Raw genomic sequence first — 21,985 nt, forward strand, 5'->3', positions numbered from 1 at the left:
GGAAACGAACGAAGGACACTTCAGTGCTAGACGTCAATTTCTTCGACGAATTACGCATCGGCCTCGCCACGGCGGATGACATCCGTACCTGGTCATATGGCGAGGTGAAGAAGCCAGAAACGATTAACTACCGCACCCTCAAGCCTGAGAAGGACGGCCTGTTTTGCGAGAAAATCTTCGGACCTACTCGCGACTGGGAGTGCTACTGCGGCAAGTACAAGCGCGTGCGCTTCAAGGGCATCATCTGCGAACGCTGTGGTGTTGAGGTCACTCGCGCCAAGGTTCGTCGTGAGCGCATGGGTCACATCGAGCTTGCTGCTCCTGTAACTCACATCTGGTACTTCAAGGGTGTGCCAAGTCGTCTTGGTTACCTGCTCGACCTTGCTCCTAAGGATCTCGAGAAGGTCATCTACTTCGCTGCCTACATGATCACGTGGGTCGACGTCGATGGTCGCCATGAAGCATTGCCTTCATTGGAAAACCAACTCGGTGTTGAGAAGAAGCAGATTGCTAACCGTCGCGATGCTGACATTGATGCTCGCGCCAAGAAGCTTGAAGCTGACCTTGCTGAACTCGAAGCTGAAGGCGCCAAGGCTGATGTGCGCCGCAAGGTTCGCGAATCAGGCGAGCGCGAGATGGCAGCAGTGCGCCGTCGTGCCGACACTGAAATCGAACGTCTTGATCGCATCTTCGATCGTTTCCGCACACTCAAGGTTCAAGACCTTGAAGGTGACGAAATGTTGTTCCGCGAAATGCGCGACCGTTACGGCCGCTGGTTTGACGGCAGCATGGGTGCCCAGGCAATCCAGAAGCGTCTTGAAAGCTTCGATCTTGAAGCAGAAAACGTTTTGCTTCGCGACATCGTTATGAATGGCAAGGGTCAGAAGAAGACTCGTGCACTCAAGCGCCTCAAGGTGGTTAACGCATTCCTGACCACCACCAACTCACCAACCGGCATGGTGCTTGACGCTGTTCCTGTCATTCCACCAGATCTTCGCCCAATGGTTCAGCTTGATGGTGGCCGCTTTGCGACCTCCGATCTCAACGACCTTTACCGTCGTGTGATCAACCGCAACAACCGTTTGAAGCGTCTGCTTGATCTTGGTGCTCCTGAGATCATCGTGAACAACGAAAAGCGCATGCTCCAAGAAGCTGTTGACGCGTTGTTCGACAACGGTCGTCGTGGCCGTCCAGTTACTGGTCCAGGTAACCGTGCGCTCAAGTCCCTTTCAGACATGCTCAAGGGCAAGCAGGGTCGTTTCCGTCAGAACCTGCTCGGTAAGCGCGTGGACTACTCAGGCCGTTCGGTCATCGTGGTTGGTCCACAGTTGAAACTGCATCAGTGTGGTCTGCCAAAGCAGATGGCACTTGAGCTCTTCAAGCCATTCGTGATGAAGCGCTTGGTTGATCTCAACCATGCTCAGAACATCAAGAGCGCAAAGCGCATGGTTGAACGTTCACGTTCAGTCGTGTGGGACGTTCTTGAAGAAGTCATCACCGAGCATCCAGTGTTGCTGAACCGTGCACCAACCCTGCACCGTCTTGGCATCCAGGCCTTCGAACCACAACTCATTGAAGGTAAGGCCATCCAGATTCACCCACTCGTGTGTACTGCATTCAACGCAGACTTCGACGGTGACCAGATGGCAGTCCACCTTCCATTGAGCGCTGAAGCACAGGCTGAAGCACGCATCCTCATGCTGTCGAGCAACAACATTTTGTCGCCAGCAAACGGTCGCGCTATCACCACGCCAACGCAGGACATGGTTCTTGGTATCTACTCATTGACCATGAATGAGCCAGGTGCTCCAGGTGAAGGCCGCGCCTTCTCCTCGATCGCTGAGGCATACATGGCCTTTGATGCGAAGTCACTGTCACGTCAGTCAGACATCACCATCCGTTTGACCGATGGTCTTCCACCTGAAGATTTCCAAGCACCAGAAGGTTGGACCCCAGGAGATCCATTCATCCTGAAGACCACCCTTGGTCGCGCGATCTTCAACGAAGCATTGCCAGCTGATTACCCATTCGTGAATGCTCAAATTGATAAGCGCATGCTTGGCCTCGTGGTCAACAGCCTCGCTGAGCGTTACGCAAAGGTTGATGTTGCTGAGACTCTCGACAAGTTGAAGGCACTTGGCTTCTACTGGGCAACTCGCTCAGGTGTCACGATTTCGATTTCCGATGTTGTGACACCTCCAGGTAAGGCTGCCCTCCTTGCAGTTGCTGAAGGCTTCGCCGACAAGGTGCAGCAGCAGTACGAGCGTGGTTTGATCACTGACTCAGAGCGCCGCCAAGAACTCATTGAGATCTGGACTCGCGCAACTGACGAAGTCGCTCAGGCAATGCAGGCCAACTTCCCTCGCAACAACCCAGTTCACATGATGGTTGATTCGGGTGCTCGCGGTAACTTCATGCAGGTTCGTCAGATCGCAGGTATGCGTGGTCTGGTAGCTAACCCAAAGGGTGAAATTATTCCTCGTCCGATCAAGTCCAACTTCCGTGAAGGCTTGTCGGTTCTCGAGTACTTCATCTCCACCCACGGTGCTCGTAAGGGTCTTGCAGATACCGCACTTCGTACCGCTGACTCGGGTTACTTGACCCGTCGTCTGGTCGACGTGTCACAGGACGTCATCGTTCGCGAAGTTGATTGCTTCACCGATCGCAGCACTGCGATTCAGGTTGGCGAACTTCGTGACGGCAAGATGGTTGCTTTGCCAAACATCGAAACAGCTGTCACCACCCGTACCTTGGGTCGCGCAGTTGAAGTTGATGGAAAGGTGCTCGCTGAAGCTGGCGAGATCATCACCATTGCTCGTCTTGATGAACTCGTGTCACAAGGTGCAACGGAAGTGCGTACCCGTTCGGTTCTCACCTGTGAGAGCAAGGTCGGCACGTGTGCAATGTGCTACGGCACGTCAATGGCAACCGGCAAGTTGGTTGACGTCGGCGAAGCAATTGGCATCGTTGCTGCACAGTCCATTGGTGAACCTGGTACCCAGCTCACCATGCGTACCTTCCACACCGGTGGTGTGGCAGGCGAGGACATCACGCACGGTCTTCCACGTATTGTTGAACTCTTCGAAGCACGCACCCCTAAGGGTGTTGCGCCAATCAGTGAAGTCACTGGTCGCGTACGCATCGATGACACCGACAAGACTCGCAAGCTTGTGGTCGTTCCTGACGATGGCAGTGAAGAAATTGCACAGCCAGTGTCAAAGCGCACCCGCTTGCTCGTTGAAGACGGACAGCATGTGCAGGTTGGTCATCAGCTCACCGTTGGTGCAGTTGATCCAAAGCAGGTGCTTCGTATCCTCGGTCAGCGTTCAGTGCAGTCGTACCTCGTTGATCAGGTGCAAGAGGTATACCGCTCACAGGGTGTATCGATTCACGATAAGCACATCGAAGTCATCGTTCGTCAGATGCTTAAGCGCATCACGATCATCGATGATGGCGATTCAGGCTTCTTGACTGGCGATGTCATCGAGCGCGGAAACTTCGAGACGGTCAACCGTCGTGTGGTTTCTGAAGGTGGCACTCCAGCAGCTGGACGCCCAGAACTCATGGGTATCACCAAGGCGTCGCTTGCAACCGAAAGCTGGTTGTCAGCAGCTTCCTTCCAGGAAACCACTCGCGTTCTTACCGACGCAGCGATCCATGGCAAGAGCGATCCATTGCTCGGCCTGAAGGAAAACGTCATCCTCGGCAAGCTCATCCCAGCAGGTACCGGCATGCCGCAGTACCGCAACATTCGGGTTGAGCCAACTGAAGAAGCTAAGAATGCGATGTACGCAACGTTCGCGAACTACGACGAGCTTGATTACAGCGGTTTTGCCACCAACTCAGGTGCTGCAGTGCCACTGGAAGAGTTCGACTTCCGCGGATACAACGCATAAAGCAAAGAGTCACGTAGTCAAGAAGGGGAAGGACTTTTGTCCTTCCCCTTCTTGCATGTAAAGAGAAGGATGAGTAAGTGCCGATTGAACATGTAACAGCATCGAGTGATGCACGGTTGCGTGATTACATCGATCTCACTGATGTTGCGCTGCGTACAAGCTTTGAAGCAGAGCATGGTTTGTATATCGCCGAAAGCTCGAAGGTCATCCTTCGCGCGCTGCGCGCTGGTCATCAACCACGTTCGCTCTTGATGTCAGATGTGTGGTTACCTCGAATGACCGAGCTCATCGATGAAGTGCAAACCCGTTGCCCCGCAACGCCAATTTTCATTGCACAGGAAACAGAGCTTGAAACCATTGCAGGGTTTCACGTGCACCGCGGAGCACTCGCCTCGATGTATCGACCCGAATTGCCTTCACTACATACCTTGCTGAGGGATGAAACTCGCAGAGTAGTTGTGCTTGATGGCGTTGTTGATCACACAAATATTGGTGCGATTTTTCGTTCAGTTGCAAGCCTTGGTGCGGATGCGGTCTTGATTACAGATCAATGTGCAGATCCGTACTACCGCCGATCAATTCGCGTGAGCATGGGAACAGTGTTTCAAGTTCCGTGGACTCGCATTAATTGGAAGCGTGATCGAGTGACATTACAAACGGCTGGTTTCACTCTTGCGGCTTTTGCGTTAAGTGATCAATCCATTTCCCTTGATGAGTTTGAGCAACAGCCACCAGAACGTCTTGCCATGGTGTTTGGTGCAGAAGGCACTGGCCTGTCGCAGCTCATGGTGGATTCATGCGATTGCTGTGTGCGCATCCCTATGTCTGGGGGAGTGGACTCACTCAATGTTGCCGCAGCGTCTGCTGTAGCAGTCTGGGCGCTTCGGGCTAAGCCAGAGCGCTCATACAGTTAAGGTGAAGTCATGAGTGACCAGGAGAGCACCCCAGAGCAGCAAAGCTGGCCGAGTGCCTCAGTAAGCCCAGAAGGCTTTGTTGAACCGGTAGCTGCCTTGGCTGGCTCTGCAGCGCCGTTGGCACGCACCTCAAGCGATGCGATCGTCGCGTTTGTTCTCTCGGTGGTCTCTTGGGTTTTCTGCCCTGTGATTGTGGCCGTGGTTGCCCTGATTTTTGCGGCAAAAGCCTCAAAAGCCGTTGAAGTCAACGGCGGACAGCTCTCTGGCGGAGGCCTCACCCTGGCCGCCAAAATCATTGCTTGGGTCAATATCGGGTTTTGGGCGGCGATTGTGGTGGTTGGCGCCTTCATCGGCGTGGTCTTGATTCTTGCGGGAGCTGGCTCCCAACCTGCCCATCCGTGAGGGAATTTGCCCGTTTTCGGGTGGAAGCGGACCCCGTTTTGACTCTTGGCAACATTGCCGGGTAATCTTCCCCTTCGTGTCTGACCCCTCAGGCACATCCCGCTGTGCGAACTTCCCCCGAAGCACGCATCGACGCGAATCTCGCGTCTGGGATCCATCCACGATGTTGGTGTTCGTTGCTGCCGTAAGGCGTGCGACACACCCGACCGCGTGGGTCGGAGACTGAGGGTAAGAAACAGCAAGGTCAACAACGAGAAAGGCAACACGTGCCAACGATCCAGCAGCTGGTCCGCAAGGGCCGGCAGGACAAGGTCTCCAAGACCAAGGCCCCTGCGCTTAAAGGCAGCCCACAGCGCCGTGGCGTGTGTACCCGCGTGTACACCACCACTCCAAAGAAGCCGAACTCAGCGCTTCGCAAGGTCGCTCGTGTGCGTCTGACCTCTGGCATCGAAATCACCGCCTACATCCCAGGCGTTGGCCACAACCTGCAGGAGCACTCAATCGTGCTCGTCCGCGGTGGTCGTGTGCGCGATCTGCCTGGTGTTCGTTACAAGGTCATCCGCGGCGCACTTGACACCCAGGGTGTCAAGAACCGCAAGCAAGCCCGTAGTAAGTACGGCGCGAAGAAGGAGAAGGCCTAATGCCTCGTAAAGGTCCTGCCCCCAAGCGGCCGATCATCATCGATCCGGTCTACCAGGCACCAATCGTTACCCAGCTCATCAACAAGGTTCTCCTTGATGGCAAGCGTTCAACAGCCGAAAAGATTGTCTATGGCGCTCTCGAAGGTTGCGCTGCCAAGACCGGCACCGATCCTGTGCAGACGCTCAAGCGCGCACTCGACAACATTCGTCCAACCTTGGAAGTTCGCTCACGCCGTGTTGGTGGCGCGACGTACCAGGTTCCAGTAGAAGTCAAGGCTGGCCGTTCGACCACCCTCGCACTTCGTTGGTTGATCACGTACTCACGTCAGCGTCGCGAAAAGACCATGACCGAGCGCCTGATGAACGAACTGCTCGATGCTTCAAACGGTCTTGGCGCAAGCGTCAAGAAGCGCGAAGACACCCACAAGATGGCGGAGTCCAACAAGGCCTTCGCTCATTACCGCTGGTAATACCTCAACTTTTCTTAATCACGCCTCAAGCAACGGAGTTCACTCGTGTCAACGCAGACCAGTCTCGATCTGGCCAAGGTGCGCAACATCGGCATCATGGCTCACATCGACGCGGGCAAGACCACGACCACCGAGCGCATCCTGTTCTACACCGGTGTTAGCTACAAGATCGGTGAAGTTCACGACGGCGGCGCAACGATGGACTGGATGGAGCAGGAGCAAGAGCGTGGCATCACGATCACGTCAGCTGCTACCACCTGTGAGTGGAAGAACCACACCATCAACATCATTGACACTCCAGGTCACGTTGACTTCACTGTTGAAGTAGAGCGTTCACTTCGCGTGCTCGACGGTGCTGTCACCGTGTTCGACGGTGTTGCTGGCGTTGAGCCACAGTCAGAAACCGTGTGGCGTCAGGCTGATAAGTACTCTGTTCCACGTATCTGTTTCGTCAACAAGCTTGACCGCACAGGTGCTGATTTCTTCCGTTGCGTTGACATGATTGTTGAGCGCCTCGGTGCAACCCCACTCGTACTTCAGATTCCTATCGGCGCTGAAGGCGACTTCCTTGGTGTTGTAGACCTCATCACGATGAAGGCATTGACCTGGCGTGGCGAAACCCAAAAGGGCGAAGACTACGTAATCGAAGAGATCCCAGCAGAGCTTGCTGACCAAGCGGCTGAGTACCGCGAGAAGTTGCTTGAAACTCTTTCAGAAGCTGACGACGCAATCATGGAGAAGTTCCTTGAAGGCGAAGACTTGAGCACTGAGGAAATTCAGGCTGCAATTCGTCGCGCAACACTTGCGTACAAGTTGACCCCAATCCTCACCGGTTCTGCATTCAAGAACAAGGGTGTTCAGCCAATGCTCGATGCAGTGGTTGCTTACCTTCCTTGCCCGCTTGACGTGACCGCAGTTGAAGGTCACAAGATGGGTGCCGAAGACGTCATCATCGAGCGCAAGCCAAGTGACGCAGAACCATTCGCTGCACTCGCATTCAAGATCATGACCGACCCACACTTGGGCAAGCTCACCTACGTGCGCGTTTACTCAGGCCGTTTGAACACTGGTACCGCAGTGCTCAACAGCGTGAAGGATCGCAAAGAGCGCATTGGCAAGATTTACCGAATGCATGCGAACAAGCGTGAAGAAATTGACTCAGTGGGCGCAGGCGACATCGTTGCAGTGATGGGTCTCAAGGACACCACTACTGGCGAAACACTGTGCGATCCAGCAAACCCTGTGGTTCTGGAATCCATGACCTTCCCAGCTCCTGTGATTCACATTGCAATTGAGCCAAAGTCAAAGGGTGACCAAGACAAGCTCGGCATTGCAATTCAGCGTTTGTCTGATGAAGACCCAACGTTCCACGTGCGTTCAGATGAAGAAACCGGCCAGACCATCATCGGTGGCATGGGCGAACTTCACCTTGAAGTACTCGTTGACCGTATGAAGCGCGAATTCAACGTTGAAGCAAACGTTGGTAAGCCTCAGGTTGCGTACCGCGAGACCATCACCAAGAAGGTCGAAAAGGTTGACTACACCCACAAGAAGCAATCGGGTGGTTCAGGTCAGTTCGGTCGCGTCATCATCGACCTCGAGCCAAACACCGACGAGGGTGGTGGCTACGCATTCGTGAACAAGGTGACCGGTGGTCGCATTCCTCGCGAATACATTCCTTCAGTTGACGCAGGTTGCCAGGACTCACTTGAAAACGGTGTGCTTGCTGGTTACCCAATGGTTGACGTCAAGGTCACGCTGCAAGACGGCGCGTACCACGATGTTGACTCGTCAGAACTCGCATTCAAGATCGCCGGCACCATGGCGTTCCGTGAAGCTGCCCGCATGGCTGGTGCAGTAATCCTGGAACCAATGATGGCTGTTGAAGTGACGACCCCAGAAGATTTCATGGGCGACGTTATCGGCGACCTCAACTCACGACGCGGCCAGATTCAGGCCATGGAAGAGCGTTCCGGCGCTCGTGTTGTGAAAGCTGTTGTGCCGCTGTCCGAAATGTTTGGTTACGTAGGCGATCTACGCAGCCGCACACAAGGGCGTGCGTCGTACAGCATGCAGTTTGACTCCTACGCACAGGTTCCTTCAAATGTGCAGGTGGAGATCATCGCTAAGGCTCGCGGCGAATAGTCGCGGATCAAAAAAGAAAAAAACATATCCAAAGAAACCAAACCCGATCCGCGATAACGCCGGACGGCTACACAACAAGGGAGAACTCAAATGGCAAAGGCCAAATTTGAGCGCACCAAGCCGCACGTCAACATCGGCACCATTGGTCACATTGACCATGGCAAGACGACCCTGACTGCTGCGATCACCAAGGTGCTGCACGACCGTTACCCAGACGTCAACCCATTCACCCCATTCGACATGATCGATAAGGCGCCTGAAGAGCGTCAGCGTGGTATCACGATTTCGATCGCACACGTCGAGTACCAGACCGAAGGCCGTCACTACGCTCACGTTGACTGCCCAGGTCACGCTGACTACATCAAGAACATGATCACCGGCGCGGCTCAGATGGACGGCGCAATCCTCGTGGTTGCAGCTACCGACGGCCCAATGCCACAGACCAAGGAGCACGTGCTTCTTGCTCGTCAGGTAGGCGTACCTTCAATCGTGGTTGCACTCAACAAGTGCGACATGGTTGATGACGAAGACCTTCTTGAACTCGTAGAAATGGAAGTTCGCGAACTTCTTTCAACCTACGAATTCCCAGGCGACGACATTCCTGTGGTCCGCGTTGCAGCCTTCCCAGCACTCCAGGGTGATGAGAAGTGGGGCGAGTCGATCATGAACCTCATGAACGCAGTGGACGAATACATCCCAACGCCAGAGCGCGAAATTGACAAGCCATTCCTTATGCCAGTGGAAGACGTCTTCACGATCACCGGTCGTGGCACCGTTGTCACCGGTCGTATCGAGCGCGGCATGATCAAGGTCAACGAAGAAATCGAAATCGTTGGCATCCGCCCAGGTATCCCAGTCAAGACCACCGTCACCGGTGTCGAAATGTTCCGCAAGTTGCTCGACGAAGGTCAAGCTGGCGAAAACGTCGGTCTCCTTCTTCGTGGCACCAAGCGTGAAGACGTTGAGCGCGGCCAGGTTTGCTGCAAGCCAGGCTCAATCACTCCTCACACCGGTTTCGACGCTTCGGTCTACATCCTTTCCAAGGACGAAGGTGGCCGTCACACGCCGTTCTTCAACAACTACCGTCCACAGTTCTACTTCCGTACCACGGACGTGACCGGTGTTGTGACCCTTCCTGAGGGCAAGGACATGGTTATGCCAGGCGACAACACCGACATGGCAGTTGAACTGATTCAGTCAATTGCAATGGAAGAAGGCCTTCGCTTCGCAATCCGCGAAGGTGGCCGCACGGTTGGCGCAGGCCGCGTCACCAAGATCACGAACTAGTAGCTGATTGTTGGGGGCGGGTAACCGCCCCCAACATCAACTCAAAAGTACGACCTGCACCACAAAGCAACATCACAGCATTGGCACACGAGAAGTAAGGACACCAGCCACCATGGCGGGACAAAAGATCCGAATCCGGCTTAAGGCCTATGACCACGAGGTCATCGATTCATCGGCACGCAAAATTGTCGAGACGGTGATTCGTACTGGTGCATCGGTTGCTGGCCCAGTGCCACTGCCAACTGAGAAGAACGTGTACTGCGTGATTCGCTCACCTCACAAGTACAAGGACTCTCGCGAGCACTTCGAGATGCGCACACACAAGCGCCTCATTGACATTCTTGACCCCACGCCAAAGACAGTTGATTCGCTGATGCGTCTTGACCTTCCGGCTGGTGTCGACATCGAGATCAAGCTGTAGGGACGACGAAGACAATGAGCACCAACGTAAAGGGTGTACTGGGCACCAAGCTCGGCATGACACAGGTCTGGGATGAGAACAACAAAGTTGTTCCTGTCACGGTTGTGCAGGCTGGTCCTTGTGTTGTGACCCAGGTCCGCACTCCAGAGAACGACGGTTACTCAGCCGTCCAAATCGCCTTCGGCGCGATCGATCCACGCAAGGTCAACAAGCCTGCTGCAGGTCACTTCGAAAAGGCAGGCGTTACGCCTCGCCGCCACCTCGTTGAGATCCGCACCGCAGACGCTTCGGAATACACATTGGGCCAAGAGCTCACTGCGGAAACCTTCGAAGATGGCCAGCGCATCGACGTCGTTGCTACCACCAAGGGCAAGGGTTTTGCCGGCGGCATGAAGCGCCATGGTTTCCATGGTCTTCGCGCATCGCATGGTGTGACTCGCAAGCACCGTTCCCCAGGCTCAATCGGCGGTTGTTCAACCCCTGGTCGCGTGTTCAAGGGTATGAAGATGGCTGGCCGTATGGGTGGCGATCGTCAGACCACATTGAACCTGATCGTTCAAAAGGTTGACGCAACCAATGGTTTGCTCCTGATTAAGGGTGCAGTTCCAGGACCTAAGGGCGCACTTGTGTTCGTCCGTACCGCAGTGAAGGAGGCGTAACGATGACTTCTGTTGACGTTCGCACCCCGGCTGGCAAAGCTGCCGGCAAGGCCGATCTTCCTGCTGAGATCTTCGATGTGCAGGTCAACGTTCCGTTGATCCACCAGGTTGTTGTTGCGCAGCTTGCTGCGGCACGCCAGGGCACACACGACACCAAGCGTCGTGGTGAAGTTCGCGGTGGTGGCCGTAAGCCTTACAAGCAAAAGGGCACCGGCCGTGCACGCCAAGGTTCGATTCGCGCACCTCATTACGCAGGTGGCGGTGTCGCACATGGTCCACACCCACGTGATTACTCACAGCGCACACCTAAGAAGATGAAGGCAGCTGCACTTCGCGGAGCTTTGTCTGATCGCGCTCGCGATAACAAGGTGCATGTTGTATCTGAACTCGTAACCGGTGCAACGCCATCGACAAAGCAAGCAATTGCATTGTTCAAGGCGCTTGGCATTGAAGGTCGCGTACTCGTTGCGATCACTCGTACCGATGACATCTCAGCATTGAGCTTGCGCAACGTTCCAACGGTGCACGTGCTTTACATCGATCAACTCAACACTTACGACGTGTTGGTCAATGATCACGTGCTCTTCACCGAAGATGCACTCGAAGCCTTCATCGCTGGTAGCCCAGCTGGTAAAAGCGCGAAGGCTGTTGCAACTGAGGGTGAGGTTTCGGCATGAGAATCGCAGATCCACGCGACATTCTGATTGCACCAGTGGTGTCAGAGAAGAGCTACGCACTTCTCGACGAGAACAAGTACACGTTCATCGTTTCACCAAAGGCAAACAAGACACAGATCAAAATCGCAGTTGAAGAAGTTTTTGGTGTGAAGGTTCTTGCCGTCAACACCATGAACCGTGAAGGCAAGCGCCTTCGCACGAAGACCGGTTTTGGTAAGCGTGCCGACACTAAGCGCGCAATCGTCTCAGTAGCTGCTGGCGACCGCATCGACATCTTCGGAGGCCCGGTCTCCTGACCGGCCATCGATCACCAGAGGAATAGACATGGGAATCCGTAAGTACAAGCCGACTACGCCGGGCCTTCGTGGCTCGTCAGTAGCCGACTTCGTCGAGATCACGCGCTCCACGCCGGAGAAGTCGCTCGTTCGTCCATTGCCGAAAAAGGGTGGACGTAACAACAGCGGTCGCATCACGACTCGTCACCAAGGTGGCGGTCACAAGCGTGCGTACCGCATCATCGACTTCAAGCGTGCAGACAAAGATGGTGTGCCAGCCAAGGTTGCGCACATTGAATACGATCCAAACCGCACCGCACGTATTGCATTGCTGCACTACGCGGACGGCGAGAAGCGTTACATCTTGGCGCCAAACAAGCTCAAGCAGGGCGACCTCATTGAGACCGGCCCTGCAGCCGACATCAAGCCAGGTAACAGCCTTCCAATGCGCAATATCCCGGTCGGTACCGTGATTCACGCTGTGGAACTCAAGCCAGGCGGCGGCGCAAAGATTGCTCGATCAGCTGGTACCAGCATTCAGTTGGTAGCAAAGGACGGCCCATTCGCACAGTTGCGTATGCCATCTGGCGAAATTCGCAACGTCGATCTGCGCTGTCGCGCAACCATCGGCGAAGTTGGTAACGCTGAGCAGTCAAACATCAACTGGGGCAAGGCCGGCCGTATGCGTTGGAAGGGCAAGCGCCCAACCGTTCGTGGTGTGGCAATGAACCCGGTCGACCATCCACATGGTGGTGGTGAAGGTAAGACTTCCGGTGGACGTCACCCAGTGAATCCAAACGGTAAGCCAGAAGGCCGTACGCGTAAGCGCAATAAGGCCAGCGATCAGTTCATCGTCCGTCGCCGCAAGACCGGCAAGAAGCGCTAAGGGAAGTCATGCCACGTAGCCTCAAGAAGGGCCCGTTTGTCGACGGCCATCTACTCAAGAAGGTCGACGCACAAAACGAGTCTGGATCAAAGAACGTGATCAAGACTTGGTCACGTCGCTCAATGATCGTTCCTGCAATGTTGGGTCACACCCTGGCAGTGCATGACGGACGTAAGCACGTGCCAGTTTTCGTCAGCGAAAACATGGTCGGCCACAAGCTTGGTGAGTTCGCCCCAACACGTACCTTCAAGGGTCACGTCAAGGACGACCGCAAGTCAAAGCGTCGCTAAGCGCGAACGCTCACTCAACATCATCAATTACTGAATTACACGACGAAGCAAGGGGATAGCGATGGAAGCCAGGGCCCAGGCGCGGTACGTCCGCGTCACGCCCATGAAGGCGCGCCGCGTGATTGACCTCATTCGAGGCATGAACGCAAGCGACGCCCAGGCGGTGTTGGCATTTGCACCACAGGCAGCAAGTGAGCCAATTGGCAAGGTACTTGCCAGTGCAATTGCAAACGCAACGAACAACCACGCGATGGACGCCCGTTCGCTCGTCGTGAGCGCGGCATACGTTGACGAAGGTCCAACGATGAAGCGAATCCGTCCACGCTCACAGGGTCGGGCTTACCGAATCCGCAAGCGCAGCAGCCACATCACCGTGGTTGTGTCAGACCAAAAGGAAGGGTGATTAGGCCATGGGTCAAAAAGTAAATCCACATGGTTTCCGCCTCGGAATCACCACGGACTTCAAGTCTCGCTGGTTTGCTGATTCGCAGAAGCCAGGACAGCGCTACCGCGACTACGTGCAAGAGGACGTCAAGATCCGCAAGGTCTTGTCTGAAGGCATGGAACGCGCTGGCATTGCCAAGGTTGAAATCGAGCGCACCCGCGATCGTGTCCGCATCGACATTCACACTGCCCGTCCCGGCATTGTGATTGGTCGCCGTGGCGCCGAAGCAGATCGCATCCGTGGCGATCTTGAAAAGCTCACCGGCAAGCAGGTTCAACTGAACATCCTCGAGGTCAAGAACCCAGAGCTTGATTCGCAGTTGGTTGCTCAAGGCATCGCAGAGCAGTTGAACTCACGTGTGTCATTCCGTCGCGCAATGCGTAAGGGCATGCAGAGCACCATGAAGAGCGGCGCTAAGGGCATTCGTGTTCAGGTGTCAGGTCGTCTTGGTGGCGCTGAAATGTCACGTACCGAGTTCTACCGCGAAGGTCGCGTGCCATTGCACACCCTGCGCGCAGACATCGACTACGGCTTCTACGAAGCACGCACCACTTTCGGTCGCATTGGTGTCAAGGTCTGGATCTACAAGGGCGATGCCCTTGCTACCCGCTCAGAGCGTGAAGCAGCAGCTGCTGCAGCACGTTTGGGCAAGGGTCCAGCTGCTGCTGGCCGACCACGTCGTCCTCGCGCTGAAGATGCAGGCACCGTTGAAGCTGTTGCTGTAGAAGCAACCGAAGCTGCACCAGTTGCAGTTGAGGCTGCAGCAGTCGGAACGGAAGGCTAATCATGTTGATTCCACGTCGCGTGAAGCACCGTAAGCAGCATCACCCAAGCCGCACTGGTGTGGCAAAAGGTGGCACCGAGGTGACCTTTGGTACCTACGGTCTCCAAGCTCTTGAGCATGGGTACATCACGAACCGCCAGATTGAATCGGCTCGTATCGCGATCACCCGTCATATCCGTCGTGGTGGCAAGGTCTGGATCAACATCTACCCAGACCGTCCATTGACCAAGAAGCCAGCAGAAACTCGCATGGGTTCCGGTAAGGGTTCACCTGAATGGTGGGTCGCTAACGTGAAGCCAGGCCGGGTCATGTTTGAGCTCGATTACCCAGATGCGAAGATTGCGCATGAAGCACTGACCCGTGCCATGCACAAGCTTCCAATGAAGTGCCGAATTGTTCGGCGCGACGAAGCAGGTGAGAACTAATGGCAGCAGGTACCCAGGCCGGCGAGTTGCGTAATCTTGATGACGCAGAACTCACCGCAAAGCTTCGTGAAGCAAAGGAAGAACTCTTCAACCTTCGCTTCCAAGGTGCAACCGGACAACTTGAGAACCACGGTCGACTTCGCGCAGTGCGCAAAGACATCGCACGGATCTACACGATCCTGCGTGAGCGTGAACTAGGCATCACCCCAGTTCAGGGTGGAGCAGCATGAGTGCGAAAGAGGCAAGTGTGAGTGACGTCAAGCGCGGATACCGCAAGACCCGTGAGGGTCTTGTCGTCAGCGACAAGATGGACAAGACAGTGGTTGTTGCGGTCGAAGACCGTTTCAAGCACCCGCTCTACGGCAAGGTCGTGCGACGCACGAGCAAGCTGAAGGCGCATGACGAGGCAAACGCAGCCGGTATCGGTGACCGCGTGCTTCTGATGGAGACCCGCCCGTTGTCAGCGACAAAGCGCTGGCGCGTTGTGGAAATCCTCGAAAAGGCCAAGTAAGTCAGTTCCGCCAGGCTCGGTAAATGAGAACCGGCAGACGATCAGGAGAATGAAGTGATTCAGCAAGAGTCGCGACTACGTGTCGCCGACAACACGGGTGCCAAGGAGCTCTTGTGCATTCGTGTACTCGGTGGCTCAGGGCGCCGTTACGCCGGCATTGGTGACATCATCGTCGCCACTGTTAAAGACGCCATTCCAGGTGGAGGCGTAAAGAAGGGTGACGTCGTTAAGGCTGTCATCGTTCGCACGAAGAAAGAACGCCGCCGTCCGGATGGTTCATACATCCGTTTCGACGAGAACGCTGCTGTCATCCTCAAGGCTGACGGAGAGCCTCGCGGCACTCGCATCTTCGGACCTGTTGGTCGCGAACTGCGCGACAAGAAATACATGAAGATCATTTCGTTGGCTCCGGAGGTGCTGTAACCATGTCACAGCTCAATATCCGTAAGGGCGACCTCGTTCAGGTTATTTCTGGCAAGGATCGCGGCGTCAAGGGAAAGGTCATCGAAGTATTTCCGCAAGCCCAGCGCGTCATTGTCGAAGGCGTTAACCGTGTCAAGAAGCACACCAAGATTGGTCAGAACGCCGGCGGCGCTCAGACCGGTGGCATCGTCACGGTTGAAGCTCCCATTCATGCCTCAAACGTCATGATCATCGATCCCGAAGACGGTCGTCCAACTCGCATTGGCTTCCGTAAGGAAACCGTTGAGAAGCGTCGTCCAGATGGCTCAACGTACGAAGCACAGCGCAGCATCCGTGTTTCGCGCCGCACAGGTAAGGACATCTGAGCATGACTACTGCAACTTCACCTCGTTTGAAGGCTAAGTACCGCGCAGAAATCGTTCCTGCACTGAAGAGCGAATTCGAATTCGCAAACATCATGCAGGTCCCAGGGTTGGTCAAGATTGTGGTCAACATGGGTGTCGGCGAAGCTGCTCGTGACTCAAAGCTCATCGAAGGCGCAATCCGCGACCTCACCGAGATCACAGGCCAAAAGCCACAGGTCACCAAGGCACGTAAGTCGATCGCACAGTTTAAGTTGCGCGAAGGCCAGCCAATTGGTGCACATGTGACTCTTCGTGGCGATCGTATGTGGGAATTCTTGGATCGTTTGCTTTCACTTGCGCTTCCTCGTATCCGTGACTTCCGCGGCCTGTCACCAAAGCACTTTGACGGCAACGGTAACTACACCTTTGGTCTCACCGAGCAGTCAATGTTCCATGAGATCGACCAAGACAAGATCGATCGCACCCGTGGCATGGACATCACTCTTGTCACCACTGCGAAGACCGATGATGAAGGCCGCGCCTTGCTTCGCCTTCTCGGATTCCCGTTCAAGGAGGCCTGAGCCATGGCGAAGAAAGCACTCATCAATAAGCAACAAGCAAAGCCGAAGTTCAAGGTTCGCGGCTACACACGTTGCAACAAGTGCGGCCGTCCGCATTCTGTCTATCGCAAGTTCGGCCTGTGCCGTATTTGTCTCCGTGAAATGGCACACGCTGGCGAACTGCCAGGTGTGACAAAGAGCAGCTGGTAAACCACGACGCTGAAGGTCCTAACGGAAACCGCAGCGAGGAAGGCCTTAGGCCAAAAACATGACAATGACTGACCCGATTGCAGACATGCTTGCGCGCTTGCGCAACGCTAACTCTGCTTACCACGACTCCGTGTCGATGCCTCACAGCAAGATCAAGCTGCACATTGCAGAAATCTTGAAGCGTGAGGGTTACATCGCCGATTTCAGCGAAAACGACGAAACCGTTGGCAAGACGTTGACACTCAATCTCAAGTACGGCCCTAGCCGTGAGCGTTCAATCGCTGGATTGCGTCGCGTTTCCAAGCCTGGCCTTCGCGTCTACGCAAAGAGCACTGCATTGCCTCGCGTTCTCGGTGGCCTTGGCATTGCAATCCTGTCAACTTCTAACGGTCTGCTTACCGACCGTCAGGCACAGCAGAAAGGCGTAGGTGGGGAAGTCCTCGCCTACGTCTGGTAGGGGGTTATCTGATGTCACGCATCGGTCGTCTCCCAATCACCGTTCCTGCTGGTGTCACTGTTGACATCGCTGGCCAAAACGTCACTGTCAAGGGTCCTAAGGGAACCTTGAGCATCGTTGTGGCTGAGCCAATCGTTGCCTCCATCGAAGATGGTGTGGTCACGGTTGCTCGTCCAAACGATGAGCGTCGTTCACGTGCATTGCACGGTTTGAGCCGCACATTGATCTCCAACATGGTGATCGGTGTAACCACAGGATTTGAAAAGTCTCTAGAACTCGTTGGCACCGGTTACCGCGTTGCGGCAAAGGGCACTGACCTTGAGTTCCAGCTCGGCTTTAGCCATCCAGTATTGGTACCTGCACCTGAAGGCATTTCCTTCGTGGTGGAAAGCCCAGTGAAGTTGAAGATCGCGGGCATCGACAAGCAAAAGGTCGGCGAAGTTGCCGCCAACATCCGCAAGATTCGTCCACCAGAGCCATACAAGGGCAAGGGTGTGCGTTACGAGGGTGAAGTCATCCGCCGCAAGGCTGGAAAGGCTGGTAAGAAGTGAGCAAGTACGGTGTCAAGCTTGGCAAGGGCAACAAAAATGTCATTGGCCGCAAGCGTCGCCACATCCGCGTACGCAAGAAGGTTTCAGGTACTGCCGAGCGTCCACGCTTGGTTGTAACCCGATCAGCACGCCACCTCGTGGCTCAGGTTGTCGACGACACCCAGGGTTTGACGTTGGCATCAGCCTCAACGATGGAAGCCGACCTTCGTGTCGACGCCGTCGACAAGAGCGCAAAGGCACGCAAGGTTGGCCAGCTGGTCGCCGATCGCGCCAAGAAGGCCGGCATCGACGCAGTTGTGTTTGACCGCGGCGGTAACAAGTACCACGGTCGTGTGGCCGCTCTCGCTGAGGGCGCCCGCGAAGGTGGACTGGACTTCTAAGACGTATTCGGACAAGTAGGGAAGAGGAAACACCATGGCAGCAACCCAGCGACGCGAAGGCGGAGCAGGCGAGCGCAAGGATCGCAAGGAGCGCGCTCCTCGCGAAGAGAAGTCCGCATTCGTTGAGCGTGTGGTCGCGATTAACCGCGTGGCCAAGGTCGTAAAGGGCGGTCGTCGCTTTAGCTTCACCGCACTTGTGGTTGTCGGCGACGGCAACGGCATGGTTGGCGTGGGCTACGGCAAGGCGAAGGAAGTACCTGCAGCGATTGCAAAGGGCGTTGAAGAAGCCAAGAAGCATTTCTTCAAGGTTCCTCGCATCCAGGGCACGATTCCTCACCCAATCACAGGTGAAGCAGCCGCAGGCGTAGTCATGCTGCGCCCAGCTGCTCCTGGTACCGGTGTTATTGCTGGTGGCCCAGTTCGCGCCGTATTGGAATGCGCAGGAGTGCACGACATCCTGAGCAAGTCAATGGGATCAGACAACGCCATCAACATCGTGCATGCCACGATTGCTGCATTGAAGGGCTTGGAATCACCAGCTCAGGTTGCAGCTCGTCGCGGTTTGCCTCTTGAAGACGTCGCGCCAGCTCGTTTGCTGCGCGCTATGGCAGCAGGGACGGAAAGCTAATGGCACGGTTAAAGGTGACTCAGAAGAAGTCTGAAATTGGTGGCACTGCTACCCAGCGCAACACGTTGCGTTCATTGGGTTTGAAGCGCATCAATGACACTGTGGTCAAAGAAGACCGCCCAGAAATCCGCGGCATGGTGAACACCGTGCAGCATCTCGTCGTTGTTGAAGAGGTTGAGTAACCATGGCACTCAAGGTCCATCACTTACGTCCAGCTCCGGGCGCTAAGACCGAGCGCACCCGCAAGGGTCGCGGTGAAGCCTCAAAGGGTAAAACCGCTGGTCGTGGCACCAAGGGCACCAAGGCTCGTTACCAGGTTCCTGCTCGCTTCGAAGGCGGCCAGATGCCATTGCATATGCGCCTTCCAAAGCTCAAGGGTTTCAAGAACCCAAATAAGGTTGAGTTCCAGGTTGTCAACGTTGCAATGTTGGCCAAGCTCTTCCCAACGGGTGGCGACGTCACCGTTGATGATCTGGTAGCCAAGGGCGCTGTCCGTAAGGGACACCCAGTTAAGGTTCTCGGACAAGGCGATATTGCAGTAGCCATCAAGGTCAGCGCAGATGCGTTTTCCTCCGTTGCGCGCGACAAGATCGTCGCCGCAGGTGGGACCGTCACCGAAAGCTAAGCAGGAGGCACAGTGCACATCAGTGCGTTCGGGGCTGCCCTGCGTACACCGGATCTTCGAGCGAAGATTCTGTTCACCCTTGGTCTTCTCGCGATCTATCGCTTGGGCTCGGTTGTACCGACTCCCGGTGTTGATTACTCGGCAGTTCAACGCTGTATTGACGTTGTTCAGGGAAACTCGGTTTACGCGCTGATCAACCTCTTCAGTGGCGGCGCATTGCTGCAACTGTCCATTTTTGCGCTCGGCATCATGCCGTACATCACCGCAAGCATCATCATTCAGTTGATGACCGTGGTGATTCCGCGTCTTGAAACCTTGAAAAAAGACGGTCAAGCCGGCCAAGCAAAGATCACCCAGTACACGCGCTATTTAACGATTGCGCTTGCGGTGTTGCAGTCGACGGCGATTCTGTCGCTCGCTCGCACTCCTGGAGCACTCTTCAGTGGGTGTAATGAAAACATTGTGCCAAACCAAGGCATCTGGATCATTCTTGTCATGGTGTTGGCGATGACTGCTGGTACGGCCGTGATCATGTGGTTCGGCGAACTTATTACCGAGCGTGGCGTTGGCAACGGTATGTCGATCCTGATTTTCACCTCGATCATTGCCACTGTTCCCTCACAGTTCGCATCGGTGTGGGGCAGCAAGGGAGCGTTCACCTTCGCGATCACGATCGGCATTGGTGTGCTGGTGATGGCACTGGTCGTATTTGTTGAGCAAGCGCAACGACGCATACCGGTGCAGTACGCCAAGCGCATGGTCGGTCGAAAGATGTATGGCGGCACCTCCACATACATTCCATTGAAGGTGAACATGGCTGGTGTTATTCCAGTGATCTTCGCTTCTTCCTTGCTCTTTATTCCGACCTTGTTTGTGCAACTCACGGGCAGCACGGCAGGTTGGGCACAATGGATCCAGCAAAACTTCGGAAGCGGTAGCGGATCGATTTACCTGCTGACCTACTTCTTGCTGATTGTGTTCTTCTGTTATTTCTATGTGTCAATCACCTTCAACCCCGTTGAAGTTGCCGACGACATGAAGAAATACGGTGGCTTTATTCCAGGTATTCGGGCAGGCAAACCCACTGCGGATTACTTGGACTACGTCCTGACTCGTTTGACTGCACCTGGCTCGCTTTATCTGGGCATCATTGCGGTGCTCCCAGTGTTCGCCTTTGGTTACCTTGGCGTCTCGAGTCAGTTCATCTTCGGCGGTACGAGCTTGCTGATCATGGTGGGCGTTGGTTTGGACACGGTGAAGCAGATCGAAGCTCAGCTTCAGCAACGTAATTACGAAGGTTTCCTTCGCTAGGAGTTATTGCACAATGCGTTTAGTACTTATGGGACCGCCAGGGGCTGGCAAAGGCACTCAAGCTGTTGGGCTCGCTGCCCGATTGGGGATCCCTCACATCTCAACGGGCGACATCTTTCGCGCCAATGTCACCGAAGGCACTCCGCTGGGCATTGAAGCCAAGCGCTACATGGATGCCGGCGAATACGTTCCTGATGGCGTCACCAATGCCATGGTGCGCGACCGCCTCAGTCAAGACGATTGCCGTCCTGGCTTTTTGCTCGACGGTTACCCACGCACCCTTGAGCAGGTCGGTGAACTCGACGAAATGTTGAAGTCAGATGGCTTGGCTATTGATCGCGCCGTTGAACTGACTGTTGATGTCGACGAGGTTGTAACTCGTTTAGTGAAACGTGCGCAAGAACAAGGCCGAGCAGATGACACCGAAGATGTCATTCGCCGTCGCCTTGAGGTGTACGCAGAGCAGACAGCTCCACTGACTGCGGTGTACGAAGCACGTGACATCTTGGTGCGTGTTGACGGTATGGGTGCAGTCGATGAAGTCACTGCACGGCTTCTTCTTGCACTTGGTGCATAGCGCTCGTGGTCTTTCACAAGAAAGAAAAAATTCAGCTCAAATCACCTGAGCAAATTTTGCTCATGCGTGCAGCCGGCTTGGTTGTTGCCAACGCGTTGCAGGCAGTTGAAGCAGCTGTAGCGCCGGGCGTCACGACAAAAGAACTCGATGCAATTGCCCATGAAGTTATTCGTTCCTCAAATGCAACGCCTTCGTTCTTGGGTTATCACGGTTACCCCGCTGCTATCTGTTCGTCAATTAACGAAGAAGTGGTGCATGGCATTCCTAGTGATCGCCAACTGATTGACGGCGACATCATTTCGATCGACTGCGGTGCAATTGTCAATGGTTGGCATGGGGATGCAGCGATCAGTGTGATGGTAGGCAATGCAAAGCCTGATGTGATGAAGCTTTCTAAAGTAACTGAACAGTCATTGTGGGCTGGCCTTGGTCAAGCGCGTGCTGGAAATCGGCTTTCTGATATCGGCCATGCTGTTGAAACTGTTGTAAGAGCCGCTGGAAACTACGGAATTCTGGAAGATTACGTTGGCCATGGCATCGGTACATCAATGCACATGCAGCCACCGATTCCTAACTATGGAACTGCAGGCCGCGGTCCAGTGTTGAAAGTTGGCATGGTGTTAGCAATTGAACCAATGGTCACCATTGGTTCGCCAGAGGTTGAAGTGCTTCAAGACGGTTGGACGGTTGTCACTGAGGACCGTTCCTGGGCTTCCCATTGGGAACACACGGTTGCAATTACGCAAGAAGGTCCGTGGGTGCTCACTGCACTCGATGAAGTTCGTCTCTAG

The 21,985-nt window shown here is 55.0% G+C and carries 31 protein-coding genes; all 31 read left to right on the top strand.

The annotated features are described in order from the left end of the window. Window positions 1-23: 23 nt before the first annotated feature. The 31 genes from PHN51_06110 to map all read left to right on the top strand — a co-directional run bounded on the left by PHN51_06110 (window position 24) and on the right by map (window position 21,985). Window positions 24-3,896: a DNA-directed RNA polymerase subunit beta' gene (locus PHN51_06110; GenBank protein ID MDD2818352.1), complete on the top strand. Its 3,873-nt coding sequence runs from the start codon at window positions 24-26 to the stop codon at window positions 3,894-3,896. Window positions 3,897-3,973: 77 nt separating this feature from the next. Next, on the top strand, window positions 3,974-4,810 hold the full coding sequence (locus PHN51_06115; GenBank protein ID MDD2818353.1) for an RNA methyltransferase: 837 nt from the start codon (window positions 3,974-3,976) through the stop codon (window positions 4,808-4,810). Window positions 4,811-4,819: 9 nt separating this feature from the next. Beyond that, window positions 4,820-5,212, top strand: coding sequence for a hypothetical protein (locus PHN51_06120; GenBank protein MDD2818354.1), 393 nt, complete (start codon window positions 4,820-4,822; stop codon window positions 5,210-5,212). A gap of 266 nt (window positions 5,213-5,478) precedes the next feature. Next, window positions 5,479-5,853, top strand: a complete 375-nt coding sequence (gene rpsL / locus PHN51_06125; protein MDD2818355.1) for a 30S ribosomal protein S12 — start codon at window positions 5,479-5,481, stop codon at window positions 5,851-5,853. Further along, window positions 5,853-6,323 (top strand): 30S ribosomal protein S7, encoded by a 471-nt coding sequence (gene rpsG / locus PHN51_06130; protein MDD2818356.1) that lies wholly within the window; start codon window positions 5,853-5,855, stop codon window positions 6,321-6,323. The genes rpsL and rpsG overlap by 1 nt, the downstream gene beginning before the upstream one ends. Window positions 6,324-6,368: 45 nt before the next feature. After that, on the top strand, window positions 6,369-8,468 hold the full coding sequence (fusA, locus tag PHN51_06135) for an elongation factor G (GenBank protein ID MDD2818357.1): 2,100 nt from the start codon (window positions 6,369-6,371) through the stop codon (window positions 8,466-8,468). A gap of 90 nt (window positions 8,469-8,558) precedes the next feature. Further along, entirely contained in the window at window positions 8,559-9,755 is a 1,197-nt protein-coding gene (tuf, locus tag PHN51_06140; protein MDD2818358.1) for an elongation factor Tu, read from the top strand. A gap of 112 nt (window positions 9,756-9,867) precedes the next feature. Beyond that, entirely contained in the window at window positions 9,868-10,176 is a 309-nt protein-coding gene (rpsJ, locus tag PHN51_06145) for a 30S ribosomal protein S10 (protein MDD2818359.1), read from the top strand. 14 nt (window positions 10,177-10,190) lie between these two features. Continuing rightward, on the top strand, window positions 10,191-10,835 hold the full coding sequence (gene rplC / locus PHN51_06150) for a 50S ribosomal protein L3 (protein MDD2818360.1): 645 nt from the start codon (window positions 10,191-10,193) through the stop codon (window positions 10,833-10,835). A 2-nt stretch (window positions 10,836-10,837) separates the two neighbouring features. Further along, window positions 10,838-11,512, top strand: a complete 675-nt coding sequence (gene rplD / locus PHN51_06155; protein MDD2818361.1) for a 50S ribosomal protein L4 — start codon at window positions 10,838-10,840, stop codon at window positions 11,510-11,512. After that, window positions 11,509-11,808 carry a 50S ribosomal protein L23 gene (rplW, locus tag PHN51_06160; protein ID MDD2818362.1) on the top strand — a complete coding sequence of 100 codons (300 nt, stop codon included), beginning with the start codon at window positions 11,509-11,511 and terminating at the stop codon, window positions 11,806-11,808. Before rplD ends, rplW begins: the two co-directional genes overlap by 4 nt. A gap of 28 nt (window positions 11,809-11,836) precedes the next feature. Further along, window positions 11,837-12,673: a 50S ribosomal protein L2 gene (gene rplB / locus PHN51_06165; GenBank protein MDD2818363.1), complete on the top strand. Its 837-nt coding sequence runs from the start codon at window positions 11,837-11,839 to the stop codon at window positions 12,671-12,673. An 8-nt stretch (window positions 12,674-12,681) separates the two neighbouring features. Further along, complete coding sequence (rpsS, locus tag PHN51_06170; GenBank protein ID MDD2818364.1) at window positions 12,682-12,963, top strand: 30S ribosomal protein S19; 282 nt, start codon at window positions 12,682-12,684, stop codon at window positions 12,961-12,963. A gap of 61 nt (window positions 12,964-13,024) precedes the next feature. Then, window positions 13,025-13,366, top strand: coding sequence for a 50S ribosomal protein L22 (gene rplV, locus PHN51_06175; protein ID MDD2818365.1), 342 nt, complete (start codon window positions 13,025-13,027; stop codon window positions 13,364-13,366). A 7-nt stretch (window positions 13,367-13,373) separates the two neighbouring features. Then, a complete protein-coding gene (gene rpsC, locus PHN51_06180) occupies window positions 13,374-14,192 on the top strand; it encodes a 30S ribosomal protein S3 (GenBank protein ID MDD2818366.1) in 819 nt (272 codons plus the stop codon). A gap of 2 nt (window positions 14,193-14,194) precedes the next feature. Continuing rightward, entirely contained in the window at window positions 14,195-14,617 is a 423-nt protein-coding gene (gene rplP, locus PHN51_06185; GenBank protein MDD2818367.1) for a 50S ribosomal protein L16, read from the top strand. Continuing rightward, window positions 14,617-14,847, top strand: a complete 231-nt coding sequence (gene rpmC / locus PHN51_06190; protein ID MDD2818368.1) for a 50S ribosomal protein L29 — start codon at window positions 14,617-14,619, stop codon at window positions 14,845-14,847. Before rplP ends, rpmC begins: the two co-directional genes overlap by 1 nt. Then, window positions 14,844-15,128 carry a 30S ribosomal protein S17 gene (rpsQ, locus tag PHN51_06195; GenBank protein MDD2818369.1) on the top strand — a complete coding sequence of 95 codons (285 nt, stop codon included), beginning with the start codon at window positions 14,844-14,846 and terminating at the stop codon, window positions 15,126-15,128. The genes rpmC and rpsQ overlap by 4 nt, the downstream gene beginning before the upstream one ends. A 54-nt stretch (window positions 15,129-15,182) precedes the next feature. Next, the gene (gene rplN, locus PHN51_06200) at window positions 15,183-15,551 is read left to right on the top strand and encodes a 50S ribosomal protein L14 (protein MDD2818370.1); all 369 of its coding nucleotides are present in this window, start codon (window positions 15,183-15,185) and stop codon (window positions 15,549-15,551) included. A 2-nt stretch (window positions 15,552-15,553) separates the two neighbouring features. After that, on the top strand, window positions 15,554-15,916 hold the full coding sequence (gene rplX, locus PHN51_06205) for a 50S ribosomal protein L24 (GenBank protein ID MDD2818371.1): 363 nt from the start codon (window positions 15,554-15,556) through the stop codon (window positions 15,914-15,916). Window positions 15,917-15,918: 2 nt separating this feature from the next. Further along, window positions 15,919-16,476 (top strand): 50S ribosomal protein L5, encoded by a 558-nt coding sequence (gene rplE, locus PHN51_06210; protein ID MDD2818372.1) that lies wholly within the window; start codon window positions 15,919-15,921, stop codon window positions 16,474-16,476. A gap of 3 nt (window positions 16,477-16,479) precedes the next feature. Beyond that, window positions 16,480-16,665, top strand: a complete 186-nt coding sequence (locus tag PHN51_06215) for a type Z 30S ribosomal protein S14 (protein ID MDD2818373.1) — start codon at window positions 16,480-16,482, stop codon at window positions 16,663-16,665. A gap of 58 nt (window positions 16,666-16,723) precedes the next feature. Continuing rightward, window positions 16,724-17,122, top strand: a complete 399-nt coding sequence (gene rpsH / locus PHN51_06220; GenBank protein MDD2818374.1) for a 30S ribosomal protein S8 — start codon at window positions 16,724-16,726, stop codon at window positions 17,120-17,122. Between the two features lie 11 nt (window positions 17,123-17,133). Next, the gene (rplF, locus tag PHN51_06225) at window positions 17,134-17,673 is read left to right on the top strand and encodes a 50S ribosomal protein L6 (protein ID MDD2818375.1); all 540 of its coding nucleotides are present in this window, start codon (window positions 17,134-17,136) and stop codon (window positions 17,671-17,673) included. Continuing rightward, on the top strand, window positions 17,670-18,053 hold the full coding sequence (gene rplR / locus PHN51_06230; GenBank protein MDD2818376.1) for a 50S ribosomal protein L18: 384 nt from the start codon (window positions 17,670-17,672) through the stop codon (window positions 18,051-18,053). Before rplF ends, rplR begins: the two co-directional genes overlap by 4 nt. A gap of 34 nt (window positions 18,054-18,087) precedes the next feature. Beyond that, window positions 18,088-18,681, top strand: a complete 594-nt coding sequence (rpsE, locus tag PHN51_06235) for a 30S ribosomal protein S5 (protein ID MDD2818377.1) — start codon at window positions 18,088-18,090, stop codon at window positions 18,679-18,681. Then, on the top strand, window positions 18,681-18,863 hold the full coding sequence (rpmD, locus tag PHN51_06240) for a 50S ribosomal protein L30 (GenBank protein ID MDD2818378.1): 183 nt from the start codon (window positions 18,681-18,683) through the stop codon (window positions 18,861-18,863). The genes rpsE and rpmD overlap by 1 nt, the downstream gene beginning before the upstream one ends. A gap of 2 nt (window positions 18,864-18,865) precedes the next feature. Next, a complete protein-coding gene (rplO, locus tag PHN51_06245) occupies window positions 18,866-19,306 on the top strand; it encodes a 50S ribosomal protein L15 (GenBank protein MDD2818379.1) in 441 nt (146 codons plus the stop codon). Between the two features lie 12 nt (window positions 19,307-19,318). Next, window positions 19,319-20,617, top strand: coding sequence for a preprotein translocase subunit SecY (gene secY / locus PHN51_06250; GenBank protein ID MDD2818380.1), 1,299 nt, complete (start codon window positions 19,319-19,321; stop codon window positions 20,615-20,617). 13 nt (window positions 20,618-20,630) lie between these two features. Then, a complete protein-coding gene (locus PHN51_06255; protein MDD2818381.1) occupies window positions 20,631-21,194 on the top strand; it encodes an adenylate kinase in 564 nt (187 codons plus the stop codon). A gap of 5 nt (window positions 21,195-21,199) precedes the next feature. After that, complete coding sequence (gene map / locus PHN51_06260; GenBank protein MDD2818382.1) at window positions 21,200-21,985, top strand: type I methionyl aminopeptidase; 786 nt, start codon at window positions 21,200-21,202, stop codon at window positions 21,983-21,985.

The sequence above is a fragment of the Candidatus Nanopelagicales bacterium genome, assembly GCA_028687755.1.
In the GTDB taxonomy this organism is placed as follows: Bacteria; Actinomycetota; Actinomycetes; order S36-B12; family S36-B12; genus UBA11398.